The sequence below is a fragment of the Nitrospiria bacterium genome (genome assembly GCA_036397255.1).
Taxonomy (GTDB): Bacteria; Nitrospirota; Nitrospiria; order DASWJH01; family DASWJH01; genus DASWJH01.
The window spans coordinates 1-23087 of record DASWJH010000108.1; the positions used below are offsets into that span (position 1 = coordinate 1).

Sequence of the window (23087 nt, forward strand, 5' to 3'; positions counted from 1 at the left end):
ACCGAGATTGCGGCCACACCCCCTCGGGGAAGAATGTTTGGACAGGTGGAATACCTGTATACACGAAAAGACCCCGATAATGGGCCAAAGGTCAGTACCCACCTTCTGCCCTTAGAATTTGAAATCGGGGTAGGAGAGAGAACACAATTAAATCTGGAAGCAGCTGTTTTACTTGAAGAAAAGATTGAAGGGGTTCAGGGAAAAAGTGACGGGATTCAGGAGATTGCCTTTGGGTTAAAACATCGCTTTTTTGATGAGACTGAAACCCTCCCCGATGCGGGATTCTTGGTGGAATTTGCACCCGCTGCGGGTTTAAAAGGGGATGAAGCTGAACTCAAGACGACCTTTTTGTTTACAAAAAACCTATCCAATTCTTTCCTGTTCCATTTGGAAACAGGATATTTACTGGAAACCGAACGGGAAATTGAGGTGGAGGGAACCGTCATTGGGGGTGGCCCGGATGTTGAGGGGGAAGGGAAAACCCATGTGCAAAACGCACATATTTTTGTGTATAACTTGGCTCCTATATTCCGGGTGATCCCTGATCGTCTTTTATTGGTCACGGAGCTCAACGGAGAAAGTAATTTTAAGACTCATTTTGATCACATCATGGTTCGTCCCGAGGTCATTTTTGTCATCCAAGAGTTAGCGCTTAAATTTGCAGTTCCTGTTGGAATAACCAGTGAAGCGGATGATTGGGGTTTTCATTTTGGGATTTCAAAGCTTTTTTAAAGAGTTTATTATGAAAATCAGGAGAAAAGTTTTTTTCTGTGTTTGGCCCCTTCTTTTTATTTTCCTTTTGCCTCCCCATCTATGGGGACATGAGGTGGTGGGAGAAGTTACCCCCCTCATGCTGCACGCAGACCATATCATTACATTTATTAAAAAGGGTAGAGGCGAGGAGGCCGTACGGATGGCCGAGCGGGTGTACGAAGATTTTCAAGAAAACGGACGCATGGGATGGGAGGCAGGTTTAAGAACCAGCAGTATAAGGGTGGATGAGACCTACCATTCTACGACCCACGAGATGATTTCCCGTGCCATTGTTGAAAAAAACTCTTCAGGGTTGAAGAAAGGGATTGAATGGCTAAGTTTTCTTTTAATGCTGGAAAAATTCGATCGCCTCCATAACATGATGGAAAAGGGAACGGTTGCTCTACAAACCCAAATCACTATTTTTTGGTTGGGAAGAAACTATTTTTCTTATCTGTTGGAGCCCACCATGGGTGAGATTGACCCTATTGAGGAGAAGCGGTTAGACCGCCTCTTGGACCAGATGCTGTACAGCCTGGAAGATAAAAAATGGGAGCAGTTTAGAAAGCAGAAGAAAGAGTTGATCCAGAGCGTGGTTCGATTTTTTCAGTTTCGCTTGGACCGTGTTATTCCCAAAGAAATGGAATGATGATGTGAACCTTTTTTATTTCCAGTCTTTTTGAAATAGGACCACCTGGTCCTTTTCCAGGGTTTTGGATCCGTAGAGTTTATTTAAAAATATTTTTGTGTCCCAGGATCTGATGCACTCGTAAAAAGTCGTCATACCCGCGAAAGCGGGTATCCAGGACCCAAGGAACCGCTTGAAAAGACTGGATTCCCGTTTCCGCGGGAATGACGAAGGAGTCCTGTTACGGACTTTTTACGAGGCCATCAGGATCTAATTTTTAAAAAACATAATATAAGTTCCATTAAAAAGAAAGAATTTTCCTCTTTTTAAAAAGAAGGGTTTTTTAGACTTGAAAAACGGGAATCAAAATTACCTATATTTTTCAAATGGGTAGCATTAAAGAAATTTTTTGATTTAAAAAGGGCTCAAAACTTGCTTTTAGTTGCTGTAAATTGGGGTTTTTTAAAGATTGATGTATAAAAATAATCAAATTAAAAAATACATTTTCCTTTTTGGATTGGTCTATTTTCTCTTTTCCGGGTTAATAGTTCCCCTTGCCTTGACGCATATGAAGGTCCACAAACAAAAGGCGGACCATGCAGGGCAACATCAAAAACCGGTTTGTGCCTGGTTTTGTTCTGGGTATATGGCGGCATTTTATGATGATCCAGTTGTTTTAAATCCTTTTACCCCCTCTTTTGAAATCTCGCCTATTGAGGTTCCGGGTTTAATTAAAAATGCCTATCATGTTGACTTGAGAGTTAGACCCCCTCCCATTTTCTTTTCTTAAATTTTAAAAACCAAAACCAGTATAAAAAAAAAGAGGAATCTAAAATCCTCAGAAAATAAATCTTAATCTCCAAAAAAATCTTAGGAGAAGGATTTTTTAAGAATAGGGTTTTATCCGTTTTATTTTAAGGGTTGACCCCCCTTTTTGAAATATGGAAGAGAATGATGCCTTTTCTCAAAAAAAATCCTCCAGCGAGGGTTGATAAAAACCGAATTATCCATAACAAGAAAGGAGTTATTTTTTTAAGCCTGTTGTTTTTGCTTATCTTCCCTCTGGCTACGATCAAGGCGGGGCGAAAGTTGGAAAAACATAACGGCTTTTGCGTCTCCTGTCACGAAATGGAACATGTTTTAAAAGAATGGCAAGAATCCGGGGCTTCCGAAAAACATCCTGAGTGTATTCAGTGTCATTCCGGACCCGGCCTTTTGGGGGAGATTGAATCCCAGTGGCGTGGTGTAAAGTTCACAATATCCCATTTTACTCTTCCCTCTGAAAAATTGAAACCGCCCTTTAAAGCAAAGGTTCCCATTACCTTCTGCACACAATGTCATTCGAAAGAAAAAATAATTCCGATTCATCGCCGGTTTGATACCCAGGGAAAGCAATGTGCCGACTGTCACAAGCATCGGGAGGGATGGGAATTCCTAGGAGAGTTGCGTGGGTAAGAATCCAAAAGGAGAAAAAACAATGGTTATTTCCCCGGGTCTCTTGGGAGAAACTCGTGGATTGAAATCCCCGTTCCAGGGAAATTTTTATCTGGGAAGGGGAAAATTCCATCACCATATAATTAAGGAGGAATCCTTCGATGAAAGTTAATGTCGTTGGCTTGCAGTTGTTGTTTAGTGTTTGTTTGGGAGTGTTCGGTTTAACCCTTTTGGGTTGGAACGTTGAGGAAGCATCAGCCATTCCTGCTTTTACCCGGAAATACGATATGGATTGCAGTCATTGCCACACCACACCGCCTCAATTGGCGGAATTTGGAAGAAAATTTAGGGACAATGGGTTTCAAATCAAGGGCCTGGAGAAAGGATTGGAACAAGAACTCCAGGACCGGGCGGGTAAAGATGATCCGGAGGACATTCATCCCGCTTATTTTCCATTCTCCATTCGTCTTCAAGATGTAGGGTATCAGCTCAACGCCAAGAGCAATCAAGATACCGATGCAGGAGAAAAATCTGTGGATGTTAATTCGTTTGGAATCCGGAACCTTGGGATTATTGCCGGTGGAAACCTGATTCCGGGAGTCTCCTTTTTTATGAATTATAGCCCTTCTTTGGAGCATTTATCTTTTGAAGGAGTAGATCAAGAGGGTGAACTGCACCTGGGATGGGTCAGGTATACCCATCGCCATGAAAGAGGGATGACCAACCTGAAACTCGGGGTCACCGAATTGGATCTGGCTGTCCGTCCTTTGAACCACCAGAGAGCCACTACAGCGCCCTATTATATTTTGGAATATGATCCCAGCGGAAAAGGAGGGGGTGTTCTTGGTGAGCACAACTTAGGTTTGGAACTGTTGGGTCGTTACACGGACGGTTTCCGTTATGCGATTGCGGTAATCAATGGAACCAAAGCCAAGGCTGATAACAACAGAATCCCCGATCTGTATACCCGGGTTTCTCAGACCCTCATGGACCAAACTCTGGGAGTCTTTGGCTTGGTTGGAACAGCTCCCACGGAAGAGGATACCTTGGGGGGAGACGATATCCATGGAACCGGAACCAATGACGAACCCTATTTCAGGGCCGGGGCAGATTTGGACCTAAATTGCCCCTGCGGTCTTCAGGATCCTATCAATCTGGTAGTATTGTATCTTTACGGTTACGATGATCAGGAGCTCTATTCAGGCTCACCCCAGAACGCCCGGTTTCATGGGGGGTTTGCAGAACTGAATCATTTTATGACTGCTTTAAACCTGTTAATCTCCGCAAGGTATGATACCATCCGCAACCTCAAACAGGGAGACAGCTCCATTTCCAGCGATACAAATGATCTGGATGGCTTTACCATATCTGTACGGCACAATACCATTTTTACTAATCGGGTTTCCCTGGTTTCGCATGTGGAGGGCAGTTACAAAAAAACACAGGAAACCTCTCCCAGCGGTCTGGACCAAAATGAAACCACGGTCTTTGCCGGAGTAGATATTGTTTTTTAATTAAAAACCTTTCGGTAAAAACCTTCTGAACCCAAAGGGGACTAAACTCCCCTTTGGGTTTCCTGGAAAACATTCTCCGGAAAGAGGTAAACGTCTCGTTATATGGGGGGTTTTAGGTTCTTCTAAAGCCGGAAGAATTTTAAATTGAATTTGGGTAAGGAAGAGAAATTATTGGGTTTAAATTATGTTTTCCTTCTGCCCGGTTGGGATAAAACTTGCTGATATTTTATAAAAATCCAAAAAAAGGAGGAATCCTGTGGCACGTGTAAAAAAAGGAATGAGGATGGGTTGGCTCTTCGTCTTTCTTTGGATTGTCCCTTCCTGGGCCGGGGAGACCTCGGTGATTATTCTTTCCCCGAGGGAAGGGGAAATCCAAAACTCCCAAGATGTAAAAATCGAGGTGAAATTTGAACGAGGGGACAAAGGAGACCACCTTCATTTTTATTTGGATGGGAAATATTTTAAAACCAGCCGACGGGATTCCACCACACTTTGGGACGTTAAGGAAGGAAAGCATACCATTGAGGTCCGGGCCGCAAGCCGTGAGAAGGATGAAAAAGGCGTTGAGCACAAAGAACTGGGACCAAAGGCTTCCGTCAAAATTGAGGTTCAATCTTCAGAAAAGTTAGCAAAACCACAAGGTACACCCTAAATTTTCAAACAGAGCCTTCTCTTTAAAATCCCTCTAATCCAAACCTTGTATTCCTGACGTTCCTCAAAAATCAAGAATTAGAATTTTTCCAATGTCCTTTCAGGAACGGGCTTATGGGGTTTGAAATCGTGGGGGGATCCATATAATCTTCCCGGAGATGGGATAATGGGCAAAAAAGTGGAGTGACGGTGGAAATTATTTTCTTATTTCCAGTTTTTTTGGAATAAAACCACCTGGTCCTTTCCCAGGGTTTTAGCCCGGTAGAGTGCCAGATCGGCATTGTTGATGAGTTCTTCCTGGGTTTGGGCATCTTCGGGGAAAGTGGCCAGTCCCAAACTAACGGTAATCCGGCCCCCCTCGAGGCGTCGGTCAAAAGGGAGTTGGATTTTTTTCATTTCTCCGCATATTCTTTCCGCAATGATTGCAGCCTCTTCTTTAGTGGTTTGGGGAAGAATCACGGTAAATTCTTCTCCGCCATATCGAGCGGCCACATCAATGGTCCGTATGCAGTTTCGAAAGCATTTTGCCGCGGCTTTTAAGGCTTCGTCCCCCGTGAGGTGCCCGTAGGAGTCATTGAACCGTTTAAAATCGTCAAGGTCTATCATCATTAATGAAAGAGGGACTCCGTGCCGCCTGGACCGCTCTATTTCTTCTGCCATGCGTTCATGGAAATACCGACGGTTCAAAAGGTTGGTGAGGGAATCGGTGATCGAGATCTGCTTGAGTTCTTCTGTCCTTTGGAAAAAGGTTGAGCGCTCAATCGCGATGGAGGCCTGGTTGGCAATGGAAGTTAAAAGGTGCAAATCTTCATCCGAAAAAATTTCACCACTTACTTTATCCGTCAAATTAAGCACCCCGATGATACGGTGATTGAGTTTGAGGGGAATACTGATAAAAGAGTTGGTTTTGTAGCGGGTTCGGCGATCCTGGATCACCCTCTGGTCCAACTCCAAATTTTCAACCAGTAAGGGTTCCCCTGTTGCAGCCACATACCCGGAGATCCCCTGTCCCGGCTCAATTCGGATCGGTTCTACGATTTTTGGATTGAGTCCTTTGATGGCTTTAATTCTGAGCTCTTTTTTGGTTTCGTCTAAAAGCATCAAGGACCCTTGTTCTGTTCCGATCACCTCTGAAGATTTTTCCAAGATGATATTGCATAGCCGTTCGGCATCTAATTCGGACCCGATGGCTTTGTTCATCTCGTTTAAAAAGAAAAGATCATTTCCGGTTTTTGAAAATTGCCGCTGCAGGCCGATGTTCTCAAACAAAAGGGAAACCTGGCTTGAAAAGGTAGAAATGATATCAAACTCCTCCGGGGTCAGGGGGGTATTCATGACAACGATAATTCCTTCGATCTTTTTTTCCAAAAGGATGGGAAAAAAATCGATCCGATAGGTCGTATCGGGAAAACCTGATTTCAATATTTCAAAAAGACTCTGGGAGGTAAAAGGTTTTCCCTCCTCCATACATCGGGCTAAGAGCCCATCAGTGTCATTGAGATTGCTTTCGTCTAAAGAGCTTCTCATCCGTCCGAAACCGGAGGTCACTTTGAAGGATTTTGAAACGGGGTGATGGAGAAAAAAAAGGGCGGTATCAATATTAAAAAGGACCCCAAGGGTATTGAGGAGTAAAGGCGCAAACTCCTTGGGATGGGTAGTGCCCCTGGCCTCAGCCAGGATTTTGAGGAGGGTGAGCAGAAGAGTGGAGGTGCCAGAGGAAGTTAGCGAGGCATGGGTATGGTTCAGGAGGGTTTGTCCCATGGTTTTCAATAGACTTGAGGCTGCTTTCAAAGCCTCCTCCTCCTTGAAGGGGAGGGATTTTGAAATACTGAGTAACTGTTCCGATTGAATTCCAATTTCCTCTGAGGTGTTTCTAAACTCAGAGAGGTCCTGGTACGAGTAATAGGTTTTTCCTCCCAGGAGAATGATTTTGGTATTTTCGATCACCAGGGGAACTGAGAAAACCTGAAGGTTGGCATGGCATTTAAAGAAAGCGCCTTCGCCTGTTTGAGCCGCCAATGTGACCTGTCTTCCGCAGTGCTCTTGACATCGCTGATTACCGATGGGATTTTGTTGGGAGAGTTTACAAATTTCATTTTCTTGTGATGGGGGAAAGAGCAATTCCCCGGATTGATTGTAGGTTAAAAGGGAAAGGCTGGTCATGGTTGCCAGGCGGTCTTGGATGGGTTGCCAATTGGCCCGATCGGCCAATCTCTGGGCGGGATCGGGATTTTTGTGCATTTTTGACATATTCGGATCCAAAGTTAGCGGGTAAACTCTTTTTACCGTACCGGAGAATAAAGCAAAATTGGTGCCTTGTATTCTAAACAAAGGAGGAGGGAAGCACAAGGCGGTTTTCACCCATTTAACCCGATGTTTTTCTCCTGTTTGGTGCTTCCCCAAATATCGAGATGAAAGCGCCAAAAAAAGGCACTTTTGAGGTAGGGGGTTTTGGGGAAAAATTGTAGAAAATTATGCTCTTAGAGTTGAATTTATGTTATATTGAAGGTCTTTTCGTTTACCCCAAAATAGGCAAGGTATAATCATGAACCAGTTTCAATTGAAAAGCGATTTTCTTGTGAAAGGGGATCAGGAAAAAGCGATTGATCAATTGACCCAAGGCGTTCTCAAGGGGAAAGCCCACCAGGTTCTTTTGGGGGTTACGGGTTCAGGAAAAACCTTTACGATGGCCAATGTGATTCAGCGGGTTCAAAGGCCCACCCTGGTCTTCGTCCATAATAAAACCTTGGCTGCCCAGCTGTATAACGAATTCCGGTCTTTTTTCCCTTCCAATGCAGTGGAATATTTCGTCAGCTATTACGATTATTACCAGCCTGAGGCCTACCTTCCTCAAACCGATACCTATATCGAAAAAGATTCCGCCATCAACGATGCCATTGATCGAATGCGTCATGCGGCCACCAGCTCTCTTTTTGAACGAAACGATATCATCATTGTGGCCTCTGTTTCGTGCATTTATGGTTTAGGCTCCCCTGAGGCCTACCATGGGATGTTGCTTTATTTAGAGGAAGGAATGGAGATTGAAAGGGAGGACATTCTTAAAAAATTGGTGGAGATCCAGTATCAACGCAATGAGATTGATTTTTCCCGTGGCAGTTTCCGTGTCCGGGGGGATGTCATCGAAATTTTTCCTGCCGCTTCGGAAGCGTACTGCTTCCGGGTTGAACTGTTTGGTGATCGGGTGGAGCTGTTGACACGGGTGGATCCGCTGCGGGGTGTGGTCCTGGAACGGATTCCCAAGATTGCGGTTTATCCAGGGAGTCATTATGTGACCCCAACCGATCGTTTGAAAAGGGCCATGGAAGGGATCCGTCAGGAACTGGTGGGACAGGTCGCGTTTTTTGAAGGGCAAAATAAACTCCTAGAGGCCCAGAGAGTGGAGCAAAGAACCACCTTTGATTTAGAAATGATTAAGGAAATTGGATATTGTCAGGGGATTGAGAATTATTCCAGGTATTTGAGTGGCCGAAAACCGGGTGAGCCTCCGCCGACGCTTTTGGATTATTTTCCAAAGGACTTTCTTCTGATCATTGATGAAAGTCATGCCACTGTTCCTCAGATCGGGGGGATGTATGCAGGAGACCGGTCCCGAAAAAAAAACCTTATAGAGTATGGTTTTAGACTTCCTTCGGCATTTGATAATCGTCCCCTGACCTTCCAAGAGTTTGAGGGATTTGTCCAGCAAGCCATTTATGTCTCTGCCACCCCCGGGTCTTATGAAATGGAAAAATGCCAAGGGGAGGTGGTGGAACAAATTATCCGCCCCACGGGTTTGATGGATCCCAAGATGACCGTAAAACCTGCCGTGGGCCAAGTGGATGACCTGCTGGAGGAAATTCAAAAACGGGTTGAGAAAAAAGAGAGGGTATTGGTCACCACGTTGACCAAACGGATGGCTGAAGATTTGACGGAATATTATCAGGAACTGGGTATAAAGGTGCGGTATCTTCATTCGGAAATCGTCACTTTGGAACGGATGGAAATATTAAGAGACCTTCGCATGGGAGTTTTTGACGTTCTCATCGGAATTAATCTCTTGCGAGAGGGCCTGGATCTTCCTGAAGTCTCCCTGGTGGCTATTTTGGATGCCGATAAAGAAGGTTTTTTGAGGGCCTACCGGTCTCTCGTTCAGACCGCAGGCCGGGCGGCGAGAAATGTGGAAGGGGAAGTGATTCTCTATGCCGAGCGTGTGACCGCATCTATGGAACTGGCCATTCGGGAAACCAACCGAAGGCGGGAGATCCAAAAAAAATATAATCAAACCCATGGCATTACACCCCAAACCATCCAAACGCAAATTCATGACCGGTTATTATATGAAACTGTGGAAGCCGATTATTTTCCCATTCCCGCTGTCAGGGAAAAGGAAGGAACGTATATTCCACCTGATGAAATTCCCCAAATCATTAAAACGTTGCAACGGGAGATGAGGGAAGCGTCCAAGCGCATGGAGTTTGAACGGGCGGCAGAGATCAGGGACCGGATACGCGAGTTAAGGGAAGCGGATATCGGGGTGAAACCCCAACGGACCGCTCCTGGGAATTAGGCCTGTTTGTAGATAAAAATTCCCAAAAGGATCCCGAGAAAGCTCAAAAGATTTAACTTGAAGGTAAAACCGAGAGTCAGGGAAATCAAACCGAGGTCCAATTTAAAGGGGGGATCAAGGCCCAGCGTGTAGGCTTTTAGGAAAAAGTCTCGCAGAGGCCCTTCTGGAGAGATCGATTTTAATACCTCTCCCAATACGCCTCCAAACAAACCACCCGCTATGATAAAAAAAATCAAAAGCCACGGGGTTTTTCTTAAAACAGCCATTAATCCTCTAAATGGTGGGCGATAATCGGAGGGAAGATTAAACTGTTTTCAACTAATTGTCAAGCCAGCCTTGAAGTCAAGGCGCCCGTTGGAGCCGCGCCTGCCGGGTGTGAAGGTCAGGTTTATTTTTCTGAAGGATTCTTCCTTACCTTCCGGGGGTTAAATTCATGAAACGCCAAACCAAAATTATTTGTACCTTGGGACCCGCCAGTTGTTCCGAAAAGAAAATCGGTCAATTAATTGATGGCGGAATGGATGTGGCTCGGTTGAATTTTTCCCATGGGACTCAAACCGACCACGCCGAAATGATGCGAATCATTCGACGCCTATCGGAAAAGACCCAAAAACCGGTGGCCATTTTACAAGATCTCCAAGGACCTAAAATCAGGGTTGGGGTATTGGATAATGGCCCTCGGGTTTTAAAAAAGGGAGAGGAGGTGGTGATCACCACCAAAGCCAAGGCCCTTCCTGGTGAAATTCCCACCACCTATTCCGATTTACCTAAGGATGTAAAACCTTCGGATCGTATCCTAATTGATGACGGCCTGATTCAACTCAAAGTTCTTCGTACCACTTCTCAAGATGTGTTTTGCCGTGTCATGAACGGAGGTTCTGTTTTGGATCACAAGGGAATTAATCTGCCTGGGGTTCGGGTCAGTGCCCACTCTTTAACGCAAAAAGACCGGGAGGACCTTTTGTTTGGACTCAAACAAGGGGTGGATTATGTGGCTTTATCTTTTGTTCGCGGACCCGAAGACGTTTTGGCGATTAAAAAGATTGTAAAAGACGCCGGTTGCCATACCCCCGTGATTGCGAAGTTGGAGCATCCCGATGCCATCCGAAATCTGGAAGAAATCCTTGACGTTTCCGATGGGGTCATGTTGGCCAGAGGGGATTTAGGGGTGGAAATGCCCCCCGAGGAGGTCCCCATGATTCAAAAACGGGTAATTAATAGAGCCAACGCCCAAAAAGTATCGGTCATTACCGCCACACAAATGTTAGAATCCATGGTATCAAACCTTCGGCCGACCCGTGCGGAGGCCTCCGATATTGCCAACGCCATTTTTGATGGAACGGATGCGGTTATGCTTTCAGCAGAAACCGCTTCCGGGGCCTATCCCATTGAATCCCTCCAAATGATGGTCCGCATTGTGGGAGAAGCGGATGGGGCCCGTCTTCACGAGAAAGCCTTTATTCGGCGGAAAAAAGAAATTGCCCGTGCTTTTCCGGATGCCATTAGTGAAGCGGCAGCCTATGTTGCGGTGGAAACACGTGCCAAGGCCATTGTGGTGTTTACCCATTCGGGGTATACCGCTCTTTTAATGTCCAAGTATCGTCCTTCGATTCCCATCATCGCGTTTACCCCTGAACCAGATATTCAAAAACGAATGTGTTTGCATTGGGGGGTTAATCCTAAAATCATGGGGTATTCGGAGAGTACCGATCATCTCTTTGGTGCGTTGGAAGAGTCCCTTCTCGAAAACCGACTGGCAAAAAAAGGTGATACGGTGGTGGTTCTTTCCGGAACCTCCCCGACACGAAGGGGGGTGACCAATATGATGAAACTCCATCGGATTGAGTAAACCCGTAAGGAAAACGTGGTTAAGGGGTTTACATTTCCACGTGGTTCATTATAAGATCTCGAGATACCCCAAAAATGTTCTAGTGTTTATTTTTCCAAATCAAGGGTTTTAAAAATTTGTCGGAGAGGTTTTTTAAATGGCCAGTAAGATTACCATCGTGGGTGCAGGAAATGTAGGGGGGACCACTGCCCAACGGTTGGCTGAAAAGCATGTGACAGAACTTATCCTTCTCGATATTGCCAAAGAAATGGCCCAAGGGAAAGCATTGGATCTGATGGAAACCGGTCCCCTGTATGGGTATGATACAAAAATCGTTGGGACGGATGATTATTCGCTCACCGAAGGGTCTGACCTGGTCATTATTACCTCTGGGGTTCCCAGAAAACCCGGAATGAGCCGCGCCGATCTTTTAAAGACCAACACGGGAATTGTGAAAAGTGTGACTGAGCAGGTGATCAAAAAATCCCCCAATGCCATTTTGTTGGTGGTTTCAAATCCCTTGGATGCCATGACCCATGTGGCTTTTCGGATCAGCGGGTTTCCCCGTCAGCGGGTTCTCGGAATGGCGGGAGCCTTGGATTCAGCGCGTTTTCGTTGTTTTATTGCGCAAGAATTAAATGTGTCAGTTAAAAGTGTTCATGCCCTTGTTTTGGGAGGGCATGGGGATAGCATGGTTCCAGCCTTGAGGCTGACCACGGTGGCCGGTATTCCGGTTTCGGAATTGATTCCAAAAAAACGGTTGGATGCCCTTGTCCAACGAACCCGGGATGGTGGTGCGGAAATCGTCAAGCTGTTAAAACAGGGAAGTGCTTTTTATGCCCCATCGGGTGCCATTGTAGAGATGGTGGAGAGTATATTAAAAGACAATCGAAAGATTCTACCCTGTGCCGCCCGGTGTGAAGGAGAGTATGGGTTTCAAAACCTTTTTGTGGGGGTTCCCGTTAAGTTAGGGATCCAGGGAATGGAAGAAATTATTGAGGTTTCCCTTTCACCGGAGGAGAAACAGGCTTTGGAGAAGTCCGCCCATGCGGTGAGAGATTTGTGTAATCGCGTGGATCAATTATTGTAGCGTGAACCCATTCCAGCTAATTTTTATAACAAGGTTTTTTTCACATGGAGAACAGTGAAGAAGAATACCCGGTTCCATCCGCGTTGCCCTTTTTCGCCCGTTATTTTTCCGTCATATGAAATATCAACGATTACATCCGTGGGATATTTCCCCCTCTGAAGCCATCCAAATTCAAAATCAACTTAAAAATCGTGTCTGTCTTGAACCCCTTCAACAACCCGTTGAGCGGGTTGCGGGTGCAGACATTGCTATTTTTCGTGAAAGCCAAGAAGCGTTTGCAGGGGTGGTGGTCATGTCCTATCCGGATTTGACCATTTTGGAAAAACGAGGAAAGCGTGTTCAGATTTCTTTTCCTTATATTCCCGGGCTGCTTTCTTTTCGGGAAATTCCAGTGCTGATAAAACTCTTTGAAAAATTAACCCATGAACCTGATCTTATTTTAGTGGATGGTCAGGGAATTGCCCATCCAAGGCGGATGGGTTTAGCCACACATCTGGGATTGATTTTTAATAAACCCACCATTGGTTGCGCCAAGTCCTGGCTGTTTGGGCGTTACCGGGAGCCCGGCTTGAAAGCAGGGGCTACCCAACCCTTAGTAACCGATCAAAAAGAGGTGGTGGGTGCTGTGGTTAGAACCAAGGCCAATGTTCGCCCCTTATTTGTTTCGGGGGGTCATAAAATCGATCTGGAAGCTTCCATTCATTTTACGTTGACCAGTTGCCGGGGTTACAGACTTCCGGAACCTACCCGCCAAGCACACCTTTTTGTCAACCGTTTGAGATCGGTGTAGCCTCCCCTTCAATTTGACTTTAAAGAGGCAAAGGGGTACGCTAGAAATTGTCTTTTCACAAATTTCGACTCCCTGTTCTTATTAAAAAGGCGAGAGAGAAGGGGGATTTTTTAGGATTTTTGAGAAAAGGAAAACAGGTACCTATTATTGATGATCCAAAGTGAAACCTCAGAAGGAGGGCGATTCTTCATCGCTGAGAAATGGTAGTTTAATTTTGGGTTAATGTTGTGTTGAGAATTGCGGGGTAAAGGCCATGCGAGAGCTACAAGAACTAACGGATTTAATTGCCAAGGCCTTGGTTGATTTTCCGGACCAGGTCGGAGTGAAGGTTGTCGAAGGGGATCAGACCACCGTTCTTGAATTAAAGGTGGCGAAGGGAGATCTTGGGAAGGTGATTGGAAAACAGGGGAGGACAGCTCAAGCCATCCGAACCATATTGAATGCAGCGGCCACGAAACTCAAAAAGCGCGCTTTTTTAGAAATTGTTGAGTAAAGGTTACCCGGTTTTTGATGGCTAGACCCTAAAGTTTCAGTGAAGAGGATTTTTTGTAAGTGAGGAAGAAAAGATAAAGGGGCTGATCAAGATAAGGGGAGGCCACGGGAGGGCCGGCATCTTCCGGGGTAAAACGTATTAAGTTTGAGGTGAATGATATTTTAATAGCCCTTCCATAAAATAAAGCGGAAGTTGTTGAAAATGGAGTAAAAAAAGGGGGAAAAGTTCATTCCCTCTTTTTTTTTGTGGGATTTTTTAAGAACTCGTGTGACGGATAATCTTCCCCTCTACGAGGTAAACCACTAACTCTGCCACATTCGTGGCGTGATCGGCCATCCTTTCAAGGTATTTTGAAACAAACGTAATTCTGACCGCTCGGGCAATGGAGTGAGGGTCTTCAATCATATAGGTTAGCAGTTCCCTAAAAATCTGATGGGTGAGATTGTCAACAAAATCATCATCCCCGCAAACTTTTCGTGCCAAAGTTGCATCCCGGTTTACAAATGCATCCAACGCCTCTTTGACCATTCCTTGGGCGTGTTCTGCCATTCGAGGAATATCAATATAAGGTTTTAATTGAGGTTCTTCATTGAGTTCAATGGCCCGTTCCGCGATGTTTTCAGCCAGATCACTCATCCGTTCCAATTCGGTTGAAATTTTCATGGCGGTGGTGATGAGCCGAAGATCTCCCGCAGTGGGTTGATGAAGTGCGATGAGGCTGAGGCTATCCTCATCGATTTCTACATCCATGGCATTAACCTTGTGATCGTTTGCAATCACCTCTTTGGCAAGTTCTGAATCTCTTTCAACAAGGGATTTGATGGCATTGGCAATCTGTTCTTCAACCTTTGCCCCCATCCTGAGGATTTTTTCTTTTAAATCTTTTAGTTCTTCATCAAAACGTCTATGCATGGGTCCATCCCACCTTAGCCGAATCTTCCTGTAATGTAATCTTCTGTTCTACGATCACTCGGGTTTGTAAAAATTCTACGGGTTTCTCCATATTCGATCAGGTGGCCTAAAAGGAAAAACCCTGTTATATCAGAAACTCGGGCGGCTTGTTGCATGTTATGAGTCACGATTACCACAGTATAATCCTTTTTAATCTCCATCATCAATGCCTCAATTCGGGCAGTGGCAATGGGATCCAAAGCGGAACAGGGTTCATCCAGTAGGATGACCTCCGGTTCCACCGCCATGGCACGGGCTATGCAAAGTCTTTGTTGCTGTCCTCCCGATAAGGCAAGTGCGCTTTGATGGAGTTTGTCCTTTACCTCTTCCCAAAGCGCTGCTTGCTGAAGAGCCATTTCGACAATTTCATCTAAATCAACTCTTTTCCGAATTCCGCAAATCCGAGGTCCATAAGCGATATTTTCGTAAATGGATTTTGGAAAAGGGTTTGGTTTTTGAAATACCATTCCAATTTTTAGCCGAATCTCCATGGGGTTTTTTCGGGGTGCATATAAGTTTTCTTTGCCATAGAGAACGTCTCCGGTTAAGCGAAACCCCGGAACAAAATCATTCATCCGGTTCAAACACCGGATAAAAGTGCTCTTACCGCACCCGGAAGGACCAATGAGTGCGGTGATTTCCTTGCTCCTGATTTGAAAGGAGTTATCTTTTAATACATGGAAGGAACCATACCATGCATTCAGTTTTATGATTTCAAAGGCGAATGATTCAGGTTCTATCATAATTACCAGTGAAGCTTTTTTTGAAAACGGTTTCGGAGCCATATCGCAATGGCATTCATGGTTAAAAGGATAAACAAGAGCACCAGAATGGCAGCCGCCGCATTGATGGAAAAGGCGTGCTGAGGCCTGGAAACCCAATTGAAAATCTGAATGGGAAGTACCGTAAATGGGGCAAATATACTATCGGGTAAAAAAGCGATATAGGTAAGGGCGCCGATCATGATTAAAGGTGCTGTTTCCCCAATGGCGCGGGAAAGGGCAAGTATGGTACCCGTTAGGATTCCCGGGAACGCTAAGGGAAGGACTTGGTTTCGAATCGTTTGCCATCGGGTTGCCCCCAGGGCGAATGATGCCTCCCGGATGGAATTGGGAACCGCTTTTAGGGCTTCACGTGAGGCTAGAATGATAATGGGTAGAACCAATAAGGCCATGGTCATGGATCCCGCTAAAATGCTTCTCTCGAATTTCAATGCACGAACGAAGAGTTCAAGACCCAGCAGACCATAAACAATAGAGGGAACTCCCGCCAGATTGGCGATATTAATTTCAACCAACCGATTGAACCAGTTCTTTTTTGAAAATTCTTGTAGATAAATGGCCGCCCCTACTCCGAGGGGAAAAGCGATTATCGCCGTGAGGACAATCATGTATATGGTTCCAACCGTAGCGGATAGGATCCCTGCCCTTTGGGGCCTTCGGGAGGGGTAGCTTGTTAAAAAATCCCAACTGAGCCTTGTAAACCCATCGATTAGAATCGAAATCAAGAGGGTCAAAAGGGTTGCTAAGGCCACAAATAAAGCGCCTAGCGCCAATCCGATAAAGATTCGATCAGCCCATTTTCGCTTTGAAAAAAGCTGATTTAATTCTTTTGAGGTCAGGGTTTTCATTCATAAACCTCCCGATACCGTTCCCGAAGCCAATGACTGGTGAGGTTTAAAAGGAAAGTCCCTAAAAAAAGGGTCATTCCAACAGCAAAAATGGTTTTATATTCAATGGTCCCATGAGGGGTATCTCCCAGGCTCACCTGAACAATATAGGCAGTCATGGTTTCGATCGGTACGAATGGATCTAATGTTAATCTAGGTTGTTGTCCAGCGGCTATGGTTACAATCATTGTTTCACCGATGGCTCGGGAAATGGCAAGGATGCAGGCCGCACTGATTCCTGAAAAAGCCGCGGGGAATACCACCTTTAATGCCACTTGTAACCGGGATGAACCTAAGGCATAGGCTCCTTCTCTGAGGCTTTTGGGGACTGAAAACATGGCATCTTCACTGAGAGATGAAATCATGGGTGTGATCATAATTCCCATCACAATTCCTGGCCCCAATGCATTAAATCCGGATAATTGAGGGATCAGATTTTGCAAAAGGGGGGTCACAAAAAGAAGAGCGAAATAACCGTATACCACAGTGGGAATTCCAGCAAGGATTTCCAAAACGGGTTTAATGGTTCTTCGCAGAGCGTCTGAAGCGTATTCACTTAAAAATACGGCGCTCAATAACCCAATGGGCATGGCGACCAACATGGCAATGAGGGAGACCAGAAATGTTCCTGTAACGAGGGGCCAAATTCCAAAATGTTTATTGATAAAAAGGGGGGTCCACTGGGTATCCAGAAAAAATTGACTAAAGGAAACTTCTCTAAAAAAATGAAAGGTTTCAAAGAAAAGGACAAAAATAATTCCAAGGGTGGTCAAAAGGGAAAGAACCCCGCACAGGAAAAGAAAGGACTGAATGATCTTTTCCCCCAAAAGGTTTTTTTTCCTGCGCAGGGCGATTGCTTTTTGCAAATAGGTGGGTACTCCCCTGGATGTTAGTTGGATTCACGGAGGAGGGAGTTCAATGATTTTCCAACCGATCCCTTCCCCTCATAAACTGAACCTAGCCTTCTTTCCTTCACACGGGAATCTACCATTTTTCTGATCGATTGGGGAAGAGAAATATAGCCCACTTCTTCGGCAAGGGCAGGTCCTTCTTGGAGATAAAAATCCACAAATTTTTTCACTTCGGGTTTTTTTAAAGAACTCTCACTGACATAAATAAAAAGGGGTCGGGCCAAATAATAAGACCCATCCTCCACGGTTTTGTGAGAGGAAGCGATTGGACCGTTCCCCCCATCAATGGGCACCAATTTTAGTTTACTTTTGTTTTCCTCATAGTATGCGAGACCAAAATAACCCAGGGCATAAACATCATTCGCAATCCCTTGAACCAGGATATTGTCGTCTTCACTGGATGTAAAATCCCCCCGGCTGGATTGAGATTTACCCATAATCGCTTCTGTGAAATAGTCAAAAGTGCCGGAATCTACACCCGGGCCAAAGAGATGAATTTCCTTTTTTGGCCAATGGGGGTAAATTTGATTCCAATGGGTGACTTTTCCTTGAGCATCGGGTTCCCAAATTTTCTTAAGGTCGGAAATGGTCATCTGTTTGACCCAATCATTTTTAGGGTTTACGACAACGGCCAGACCATCATAGGCAACGGGAATTTCGATGTATTGGATACCGTTTTCCCCGCAAAGTTTAATTTCCTTTGTTTTAATGGGCCGAGAGGCATCGGTAATGTCTGTTTCCCCGCGGCAGAATTTTTTAAACCCACCTCCGCTTCCGGAGATTCCCACGGTAACACGGGAAGATCGATTTTTGATCTGAAATTCCTCTGCAACGGCTTCGGTAATTGGGTAAACCGTACTGGAGCCATCTATTTTAATGAGGTCCGCTCCAGTTGCTATTTTGGGAGAAAGAGTAAAAAGAAAGGCCAGCGTGATCCCCATGAGCCCTGCTTTAAGAACAAGGGGGGAATTATATAACTTTTGTGTGTCTGAGTTTAACATGGTTTATTCTCCTTGCTAGGTTAGAGGTACATTGTTAATTTAATGTTACGGGAATGTAAAATCTATGTTACGGTTCCTTTAGAAATAACCAATCAGATCGACCTGAAGGCGGTCAATATCATCCTTGGGTTCTGAAAGGGCTTCTGTTGAAAAAAATTTCACCTGGGTTTTTAAAAAATCAAAAATACGGTAAGCTCCCCATACAATGTGCCCCTTTCGGTTTAGACCTCCATCACCGAAATCGGAATCGGATATATCGGCTAAAGTTGCATCTGTTTCTACACGCTTAAAAAAATAAGCAACCTCCCAGTCTTTTGCTTTTTTGGCTTTTCCAAGAATAACGCCAACCTGATATCCGTCATTACCGGTTCCAGTTCCGGCCGCGTTCACGGTATCTGTTAAATTTTTGATATAATCACCTCCAACACTGACCGGTAAACCACCTATTTTTGTTTTAACCACACCGGTGACATCCAGGGTGCGGTATTCATTGATTAGTACGCCGCTTCCGTCCCTTGAATTTCCATCCAAGGTGCTTGCCTGGCTTAGGGTACTTTGGGTGGCGTTATCCGTTACATAGTAAGCAATAGCCAATGTGGCCTCCGTATTCTCTACAAGATCAAGGGTGAGGCCGACTTGTTGACCGAACATCCACTGATCCTTGTTGGACCCGGAATCCTCATCCAGAACAAATTGGCCCAAATTCACAAAAATCTCACTTCCGATGGGAAAAGAAAAGCTTTCAGAAAACCCTTCGGGATTAACATCCGAATCCCAGACAATGTCCGTTGAATAGAAGGTAAAGAAAGGAATGGCCATTTTTCCTCCGGTGAGTTTCAACCATTCGGTGTTAGCCCCTTTCCAGGATAGGTAGGCTCTGTCCAGAAAGATATCCTTTGATGAGAAAAGGTTGTCAAAGGTCTGATTGGTAGAGGTTTGATCAGCGCTGCCACTGGCAATGCGGATTCCAGCCGTGAAATCACTTATTTTAAATTTGGTTTCCACCCGGAGCCTTAGCCGTTGACGATGGCGATCCTGATCGGGATTTTTCCAAAAGGACTCATGTCTAAGGCGAAGATCCCCTTTCAGTTTTATTTCATCAACGAAATCGGAGAATTTTAAATCGGTTGCCCCAAGCACTGGAATATGGACAATGCCCAGAGCCAATAATGTCATTAACATTGAAATTTTTCTCTTCATTGATCTTTGTCTCCTTTTTATTTTTTTAATTTCATTAAATGGAGAGTCCTTTAAATCTCGCCTAAAATAAAGATAGAGGGAAACCTAAAGGACTCCTTTATCCTATGGCTCGGTCTACCTCTTTTTTAATCTCTTTCATTAAATGAAGCGGGGTTTTAATAGGATCTTTTTTTATGAGAGGTTGAAAAATTTTGGTTTTTCTTCCCATTTTGCCTTTCCTTTCCTGACTACCGGGTTTTGTCATGGTTCCGTTAGTTTTTTTTACGATAGGTACCCTATCAGGGGAATGTTAAACATCCATCACAACCAAGTTAAATCTGTGTAAAAAAAAGGAGGGCAGGTTCAGTTTTTTCTTAAAAGGAATGATTAAATGGAATTTTTTTATTGCAATGGAAGGAACTAAGATTTTAAATGGGGGAAGGGATTAATAGAAAATATCAAGTCAGTTTCGGTGGTTTGTGATGCCCGCAATACTCTCCGCATTGTTGAATGAGTTTTGCGACCAGTCCGGTCCAACCGGTTTGATGACTGGCACCGAGTCCTTGGCCTTGATCGCCATGAAAATGTTCATAAAATAGAATATGGTCCCTCCAATGAGGGTTGTCATGAAAAGGGAAGTTTTCTCCATTAATGGGGCGGTTCCCATTTTGGTTTTTAAGAAAAAGCCGTATCATTCGGTGGGAAATTTCAGTAGAAACCTCCCAAAGATTGACCTCATGCCCTGAACCCGTTGGACATTCCACTTTGAAATCATTTCCCAGATAAAAATGGAATTTCTGGAGTGCCTCCAAAAGGAGAAAATTAACCGGAAACCAGACGGGACCACGCCAATTTGAGTTTCCCCCAAATAGGGAACCTTTGGATTCGCCGGGTTCATATTGAACCTCGTGGGAGTGTCCGTTTACTTTTAAAACAAACGGGTTTTTTTCGTGATATTTGGAAAGAGATCGTATTCCAAAGGGACTCAAAAATTCTTCCTCGTCTAGGATTTTATGCAACAGGCGACGTAGGTTTTCAGGATTCACCACCGAAAGGATGCGGCGCTTTCCGACTCCGGGTTTTTCCATACTTGCCACATTGCGGGAAAGGTCAGGGCGGTTGGTAATGAACCATTCTAGGCGTCTTTTAAAGCCTGGCAGAGATTCAATCAATTCGGGTTCCAGGGTTTCAATCGCAAAAAGAGGAATGATTCCGACCATTGAACGGACTTTTAGAGGAAGGGTGGATCCATCGGGGAGTTGGAGGACATCATAAAAAAACCCGTCTTCCTCATTCCATAGGCCGGTTTGAAGTTCTTTGAAATGGTTCATGGCATTGGCGATATATAAAAAGTGCTCGAAAAATTTACTGGCAATATCTTCATAGCATGGGTTTTCCTTCGCCAGTTCAAGGGCAATTCGCAGCATGTGAAGACTGTAACAGGCCATCCAGCTGGTTCCATCGGATTGTTCCAGGTGTCCCCCTGTAGGAAGGGCTTCATTCCGGTCAAAGACGGAGATGTTATCCAATCCCAGAAATCCCCCTTGAAAGATATTTTTTCCATCGGTGTCTTTTCGATTGATCCACCAGGTAAAATTCAGGAGAAGTTTCTGAAATACCCGTTCTAAAAAGACCCGGTCACCCTTTCCCCGCTGTTTTTTTTCAATTTTGTATACCCGCCACGCCGCCCAGGCATGCACCGGCGGGTTGGCATTTCCAAAACCCCATTCGTAAGCAGGAATTTGACCATTGGGATGCATGTACCATTCCCGTGTGAGAAGGAGCAGTTGTTTTTTGGCAAAGTCCGGATCAATCAAAGCAAAGGGAATGACGTGAAAAGCAAGGTCCCACGAGGCAAACCAGGGATATTCCCATTTATCTGGCAGGGAAAGAATATCCTCATTATACAGGTGGGGCCAACCCTTGTTACGTCCTTTTTTTCGACTGCCCGGTGGCTCGGGTTCTTTGGAATCACCCTTTAACCAATCCTCCACGATGTAGTGATAAAACTGCTTGTTCCACAACATGCCCGAAAAAGCTTGCCTTTGGATCATCCGCATTTCTTTTGTTAGGGTGTCAGAGGTTAAGCCTTCGTAGAAACCATTGGCTTCTTTTTTCCTTTTTTGAATGAGGGTAGAAAAAGATTTACCGAACGGTGAAATGCCATCCGTCAGATTGGTTAAACGAAGCCGTATGATTTTGGGTTTCCCGGGATCTGTTTTTAACCTGTAATAGGCGCCGGCTTTGGTTCCGATCCCTTGGGGATTAATGACTTCCTGTTTTCCATCGATCACATAATGATGAAAAGCATCTTTGGTGTAAAGGGAGCGGTTGGGTGTTCCAAAAAGATGTTGGAAGTTTGTTTCATTTTCGGTGAAAAGCAATCGGTTTGCTTCTTCACAAAATAAGGTCTGCTTCCCTAGGGTAGGGTGGTCTGTGTGTATGGTTTTCCATTTTTTCCTGTTTGAAATGTCCTTTAGATTTGGTTTAGAAGAACCGTTCCATGACCAGGTATTTCGAAACCACAAGGTAGGGAGAAGGTGTAGCTCGGCTTCCTGGGGACCCCGGTTGTTCACCGTAATCTGGATCAGAAGGTCATCGGGGGTCTTTTTTGCATATTCAATTAAAATATCCCAGTATCGGCTTTGTTCAAAAATCCCGGTATCCATCAATTCCCATTCCGGATCCGATCGATTTCTTTTTTGATTTTCGTGAAGGAGTTGGGAGTAAGGAAAGGCTTGGTGGGGATATTTATATAGATATTTCATGTAAGCGTGTGTGGGGGTGTTGTCCAAATAAAAATAGTATTCTTTGATATCCTCCCCGTGATTGCCCTCATGACCTCCCACTCCATAAAGTCTTTCTTTTAGAATCGGATCCTTCCCGTTCCAAAAGGCCAGAGCAAAACAGAGCCGTTGGTGGTTATCGGATATGCCCCCAATGCCATCCTCGCCCCAGCGGTATGCTCTGAACCGGGCCTGTTCAAAAGGAAAATGGTTCCAGGCATCGCCGTTGGGGCTGTAATCCTCCCGAACCGTTCCCCATTGCCGTTCACTCAGGTAGGGACCCCACCGGTGCCAATGGGCTTTGAGGGTTCGATTTTCCTTAAGACGGAGGGCTTCTGGCGTCAGAGGTTTTTTCATCCTGTTTTGAGTTTATAAACGGAGCAATATTTCCAATTTCAGGTGATCGTCCCCGGGTTTGAAATCATTTTTTGGATAAAGGGAACCATCAGGGAATGAAGATCACTTCGAGCTTGCCGAAAGGCTTCCCTGATTTCCTGTTGGGACCCTTTGGCCTGGGCGGGATCCTCCAAAGGCCAGTGTTCTTTGCGTATCTTTGGGGGGGTTGCTGGGCAATGGGATTCCGCATTTGAACAAACGGTGATGATCACATCCATTTCCAATAGAAAGGAAAGCTCTATTTTTTTTGATGTTTGGGAACGGATATTGATGCCCATTTCATCCATCACTTCAATGGCCATGGGGTGGATTCCCTTTGGGTTCAAGCCTGCACTGGACACTTCGAGGATTCCCTTGCTCAAGTCTCTGGCCAATCCTTCGGCCATCTGGCTTCGGGCCGAATTCCCCGTGCATAAAAAAAGAACTTTTTTGGGTTTGCCCATAGA

Annotated in this window: 21 protein-coding genes; 11 read left to right on the plus strand and 10 right to left on the minus strand. The window is 45.0% G+C overall.

Going from position 1 to position 23087, the window contains the following annotated elements:
* The 6 genes from VGB26_14555 to VGB26_14580 form a co-directional block, all read left to right on the plus strand.
* Positions 1-732, plus strand: a 732-nt coding sequence (locus VGB26_14555; GenBank protein HEX9758998.1) for a hypothetical protein, incomplete at its 5' end; no start/stop codon positions are given.
* 10 nt (positions 733-742) lie between these two features.
* Positions 743-1402, plus strand: a complete 660-nt coding sequence (locus tag VGB26_14560) for a hypothetical protein (GenBank protein HEX9758999.1) — start codon at positions 743-745, stop codon at positions 1400-1402.
* Between the two features lie 451 nt (positions 1403-1853).
* Positions 1854-2171 carry a hypothetical protein gene (locus VGB26_14565; GenBank protein ID HEX9759000.1) on the plus strand — a complete coding sequence of 106 codons (318 nt, stop codon included), beginning with the start codon at positions 1854-1856 and terminating at the stop codon, positions 2169-2171.
* Positions 2172-2332: 161 nt separating this feature from the next.
* The gene (locus VGB26_14570; protein ID HEX9759001.1) at positions 2333-2836 is read left to right on the plus strand and encodes a NapC/NirT family cytochrome c; all 504 of its coding nucleotides are present in this window, start codon (positions 2333-2335) and stop codon (positions 2834-2836) included.
* A gap of 140 nt (positions 2837-2976) precedes the next feature.
* Positions 2977-4329, plus strand: coding sequence for a hypothetical protein (locus VGB26_14575; protein ID HEX9759002.1), 1353 nt, complete (start codon positions 2977-2979; stop codon positions 4327-4329).
* A gap of 256 nt (positions 4330-4585) precedes the next feature.
* Entirely contained in the window at positions 4586-4981 is a 396-nt protein-coding gene (locus tag VGB26_14580) for a hypothetical protein (protein HEX9759003.1), read from the plus strand.
* A 203-nt stretch (positions 4982-5184) separates the two neighbouring features.
* On the opposite strand, the gene VGB26_14585 is transcribed toward VGB26_14580, so the two are convergent.
* On the minus strand, positions 5185-7230 hold the full coding sequence (locus tag VGB26_14585; GenBank protein HEX9759004.1) for a diguanylate cyclase: 2046 nt from the start codon (positions 7228-7230) through the stop codon (positions 5185-5187).
* Between the two features lie 295 nt (positions 7231-7525).
* On the opposite strand from VGB26_14585, the gene uvrB reads away from it, so the two are divergent.
* Complete coding sequence (gene uvrB, locus VGB26_14590; protein HEX9759005.1) at positions 7526-9547, plus strand: excinuclease ABC subunit UvrB; 2022 nt, start codon at positions 7526-7528, stop codon at positions 9545-9547.
* On the opposite strand, the gene VGB26_14595 is transcribed toward uvrB, so the two are convergent.
* Positions 9544-9813 (minus strand): DUF4321 domain-containing protein, encoded by a 270-nt coding sequence (locus VGB26_14595; GenBank protein ID HEX9759006.1) that lies wholly within the window; start codon positions 9811-9813, stop codon positions 9544-9546. The genes uvrB and VGB26_14595 overlap by 4 nt on opposite strands.
* 167 nt (positions 9814-9980) lie before the next feature.
* Here VGB26_14595 and pyk point away from each other — a divergent pair, with 167 nt between their 5' ends.
* From pyk to VGB26_14615, 4 genes are all read left to right on the plus strand, one after another.
* Positions 9981-11396, plus strand: a complete 1416-nt coding sequence (pyk, locus tag VGB26_14600) for a pyruvate kinase (GenBank protein ID HEX9759007.1) — start codon at positions 9981-9983, stop codon at positions 11394-11396.
* Positions 11397-11532: 136 nt separating this feature from the next.
* Positions 11533-12465, plus strand: a complete 933-nt coding sequence (mdh, locus tag VGB26_14605; protein ID HEX9759008.1) for a malate dehydrogenase — start codon at positions 11533-11535, stop codon at positions 12463-12465.
* A 115-nt stretch (positions 12466-12580) separates the two neighbouring features.
* Entirely contained in the window at positions 12581-13255 is a 675-nt protein-coding gene (nfi, locus tag VGB26_14610) for a deoxyribonuclease V (GenBank protein ID HEX9759009.1), read from the plus strand.
* Between the two features lie 253 nt (positions 13256-13508).
* Positions 13509-13748 (plus strand): KH domain-containing protein, encoded by a 240-nt coding sequence (locus tag VGB26_14615; GenBank protein ID HEX9759010.1) that lies wholly within the window; start codon positions 13509-13511, stop codon positions 13746-13748.
* Between the two features lie 255 nt (positions 13749-14003).
* Here the strand turns inward: VGB26_14615 and phoU are convergent, their stop codons facing one another.
* From phoU to VGB26_14655, 8 genes are all read right to left on the minus strand, one after another.
* Positions 14004-14660, minus strand: coding sequence for a phosphate signaling complex protein PhoU (gene phoU, locus VGB26_14620; GenBank protein ID HEX9759011.1), 657 nt, complete (start codon positions 14658-14660; stop codon positions 14004-14006).
* A 14-nt stretch (positions 14661-14674) separates the two neighbouring features.
* Positions 14675-15442: a phosphate ABC transporter ATP-binding protein PstB gene (pstB, locus tag VGB26_14625; GenBank protein ID HEX9759012.1), complete on the minus strand. Its 768-nt coding sequence runs from the start codon at positions 15440-15442 to the stop codon at positions 14675-14677.
* A 2-nt stretch (positions 15443-15444) separates the two neighbouring features.
* Entirely contained in the window at positions 15445-16329 is an 885-nt protein-coding gene (gene pstA / locus VGB26_14630; protein ID HEX9759013.1) for a phosphate ABC transporter permease PstA, read from the minus strand.
* Positions 16326-17234 carry a phosphate ABC transporter permease subunit PstC gene (gene pstC, locus VGB26_14635; GenBank protein ID HEX9759014.1) on the minus strand — a complete coding sequence of 303 codons (909 nt, stop codon included), beginning with the start codon at positions 17232-17234 and terminating at the stop codon, positions 16326-16328. Before pstC ends, pstA begins: the two co-directional genes overlap by 4 nt.
* Before the next feature lie 23 nt (positions 17235-17257).
* Entirely contained in the window at positions 17258-18280 is a 1023-nt protein-coding gene (locus VGB26_14640) for a PstS family phosphate ABC transporter substrate-binding protein (GenBank protein HEX9759015.1), read from the minus strand.
* A 78-nt stretch (positions 18281-18358) separates the two neighbouring features.
* The gene (locus VGB26_14645) at positions 18359-19480 is read right to left on the minus strand and encodes a putative porin (GenBank protein HEX9759016.1); all 1122 of its coding nucleotides are present in this window, start codon (positions 19478-19480) and stop codon (positions 18359-18361) included.
* 437 nt (positions 19481-19917) lie between these two features.
* A complete protein-coding gene (locus VGB26_14650) occupies positions 19918-22602 on the minus strand; it encodes a glucosidase (protein ID HEX9759017.1) in 2685 nt (894 codons plus the stop codon).
* A 38-nt stretch (positions 22603-22640) separates the two neighbouring features.
* On the minus strand, positions 22641-23084 hold the full coding sequence (locus tag VGB26_14655) for an arsenate reductase ArsC (protein ID HEX9759018.1): 444 nt from the start codon (positions 23082-23084) through the stop codon (positions 22641-22643).
* Positions 23085-23087: the final 3 nt, after the last annotated feature.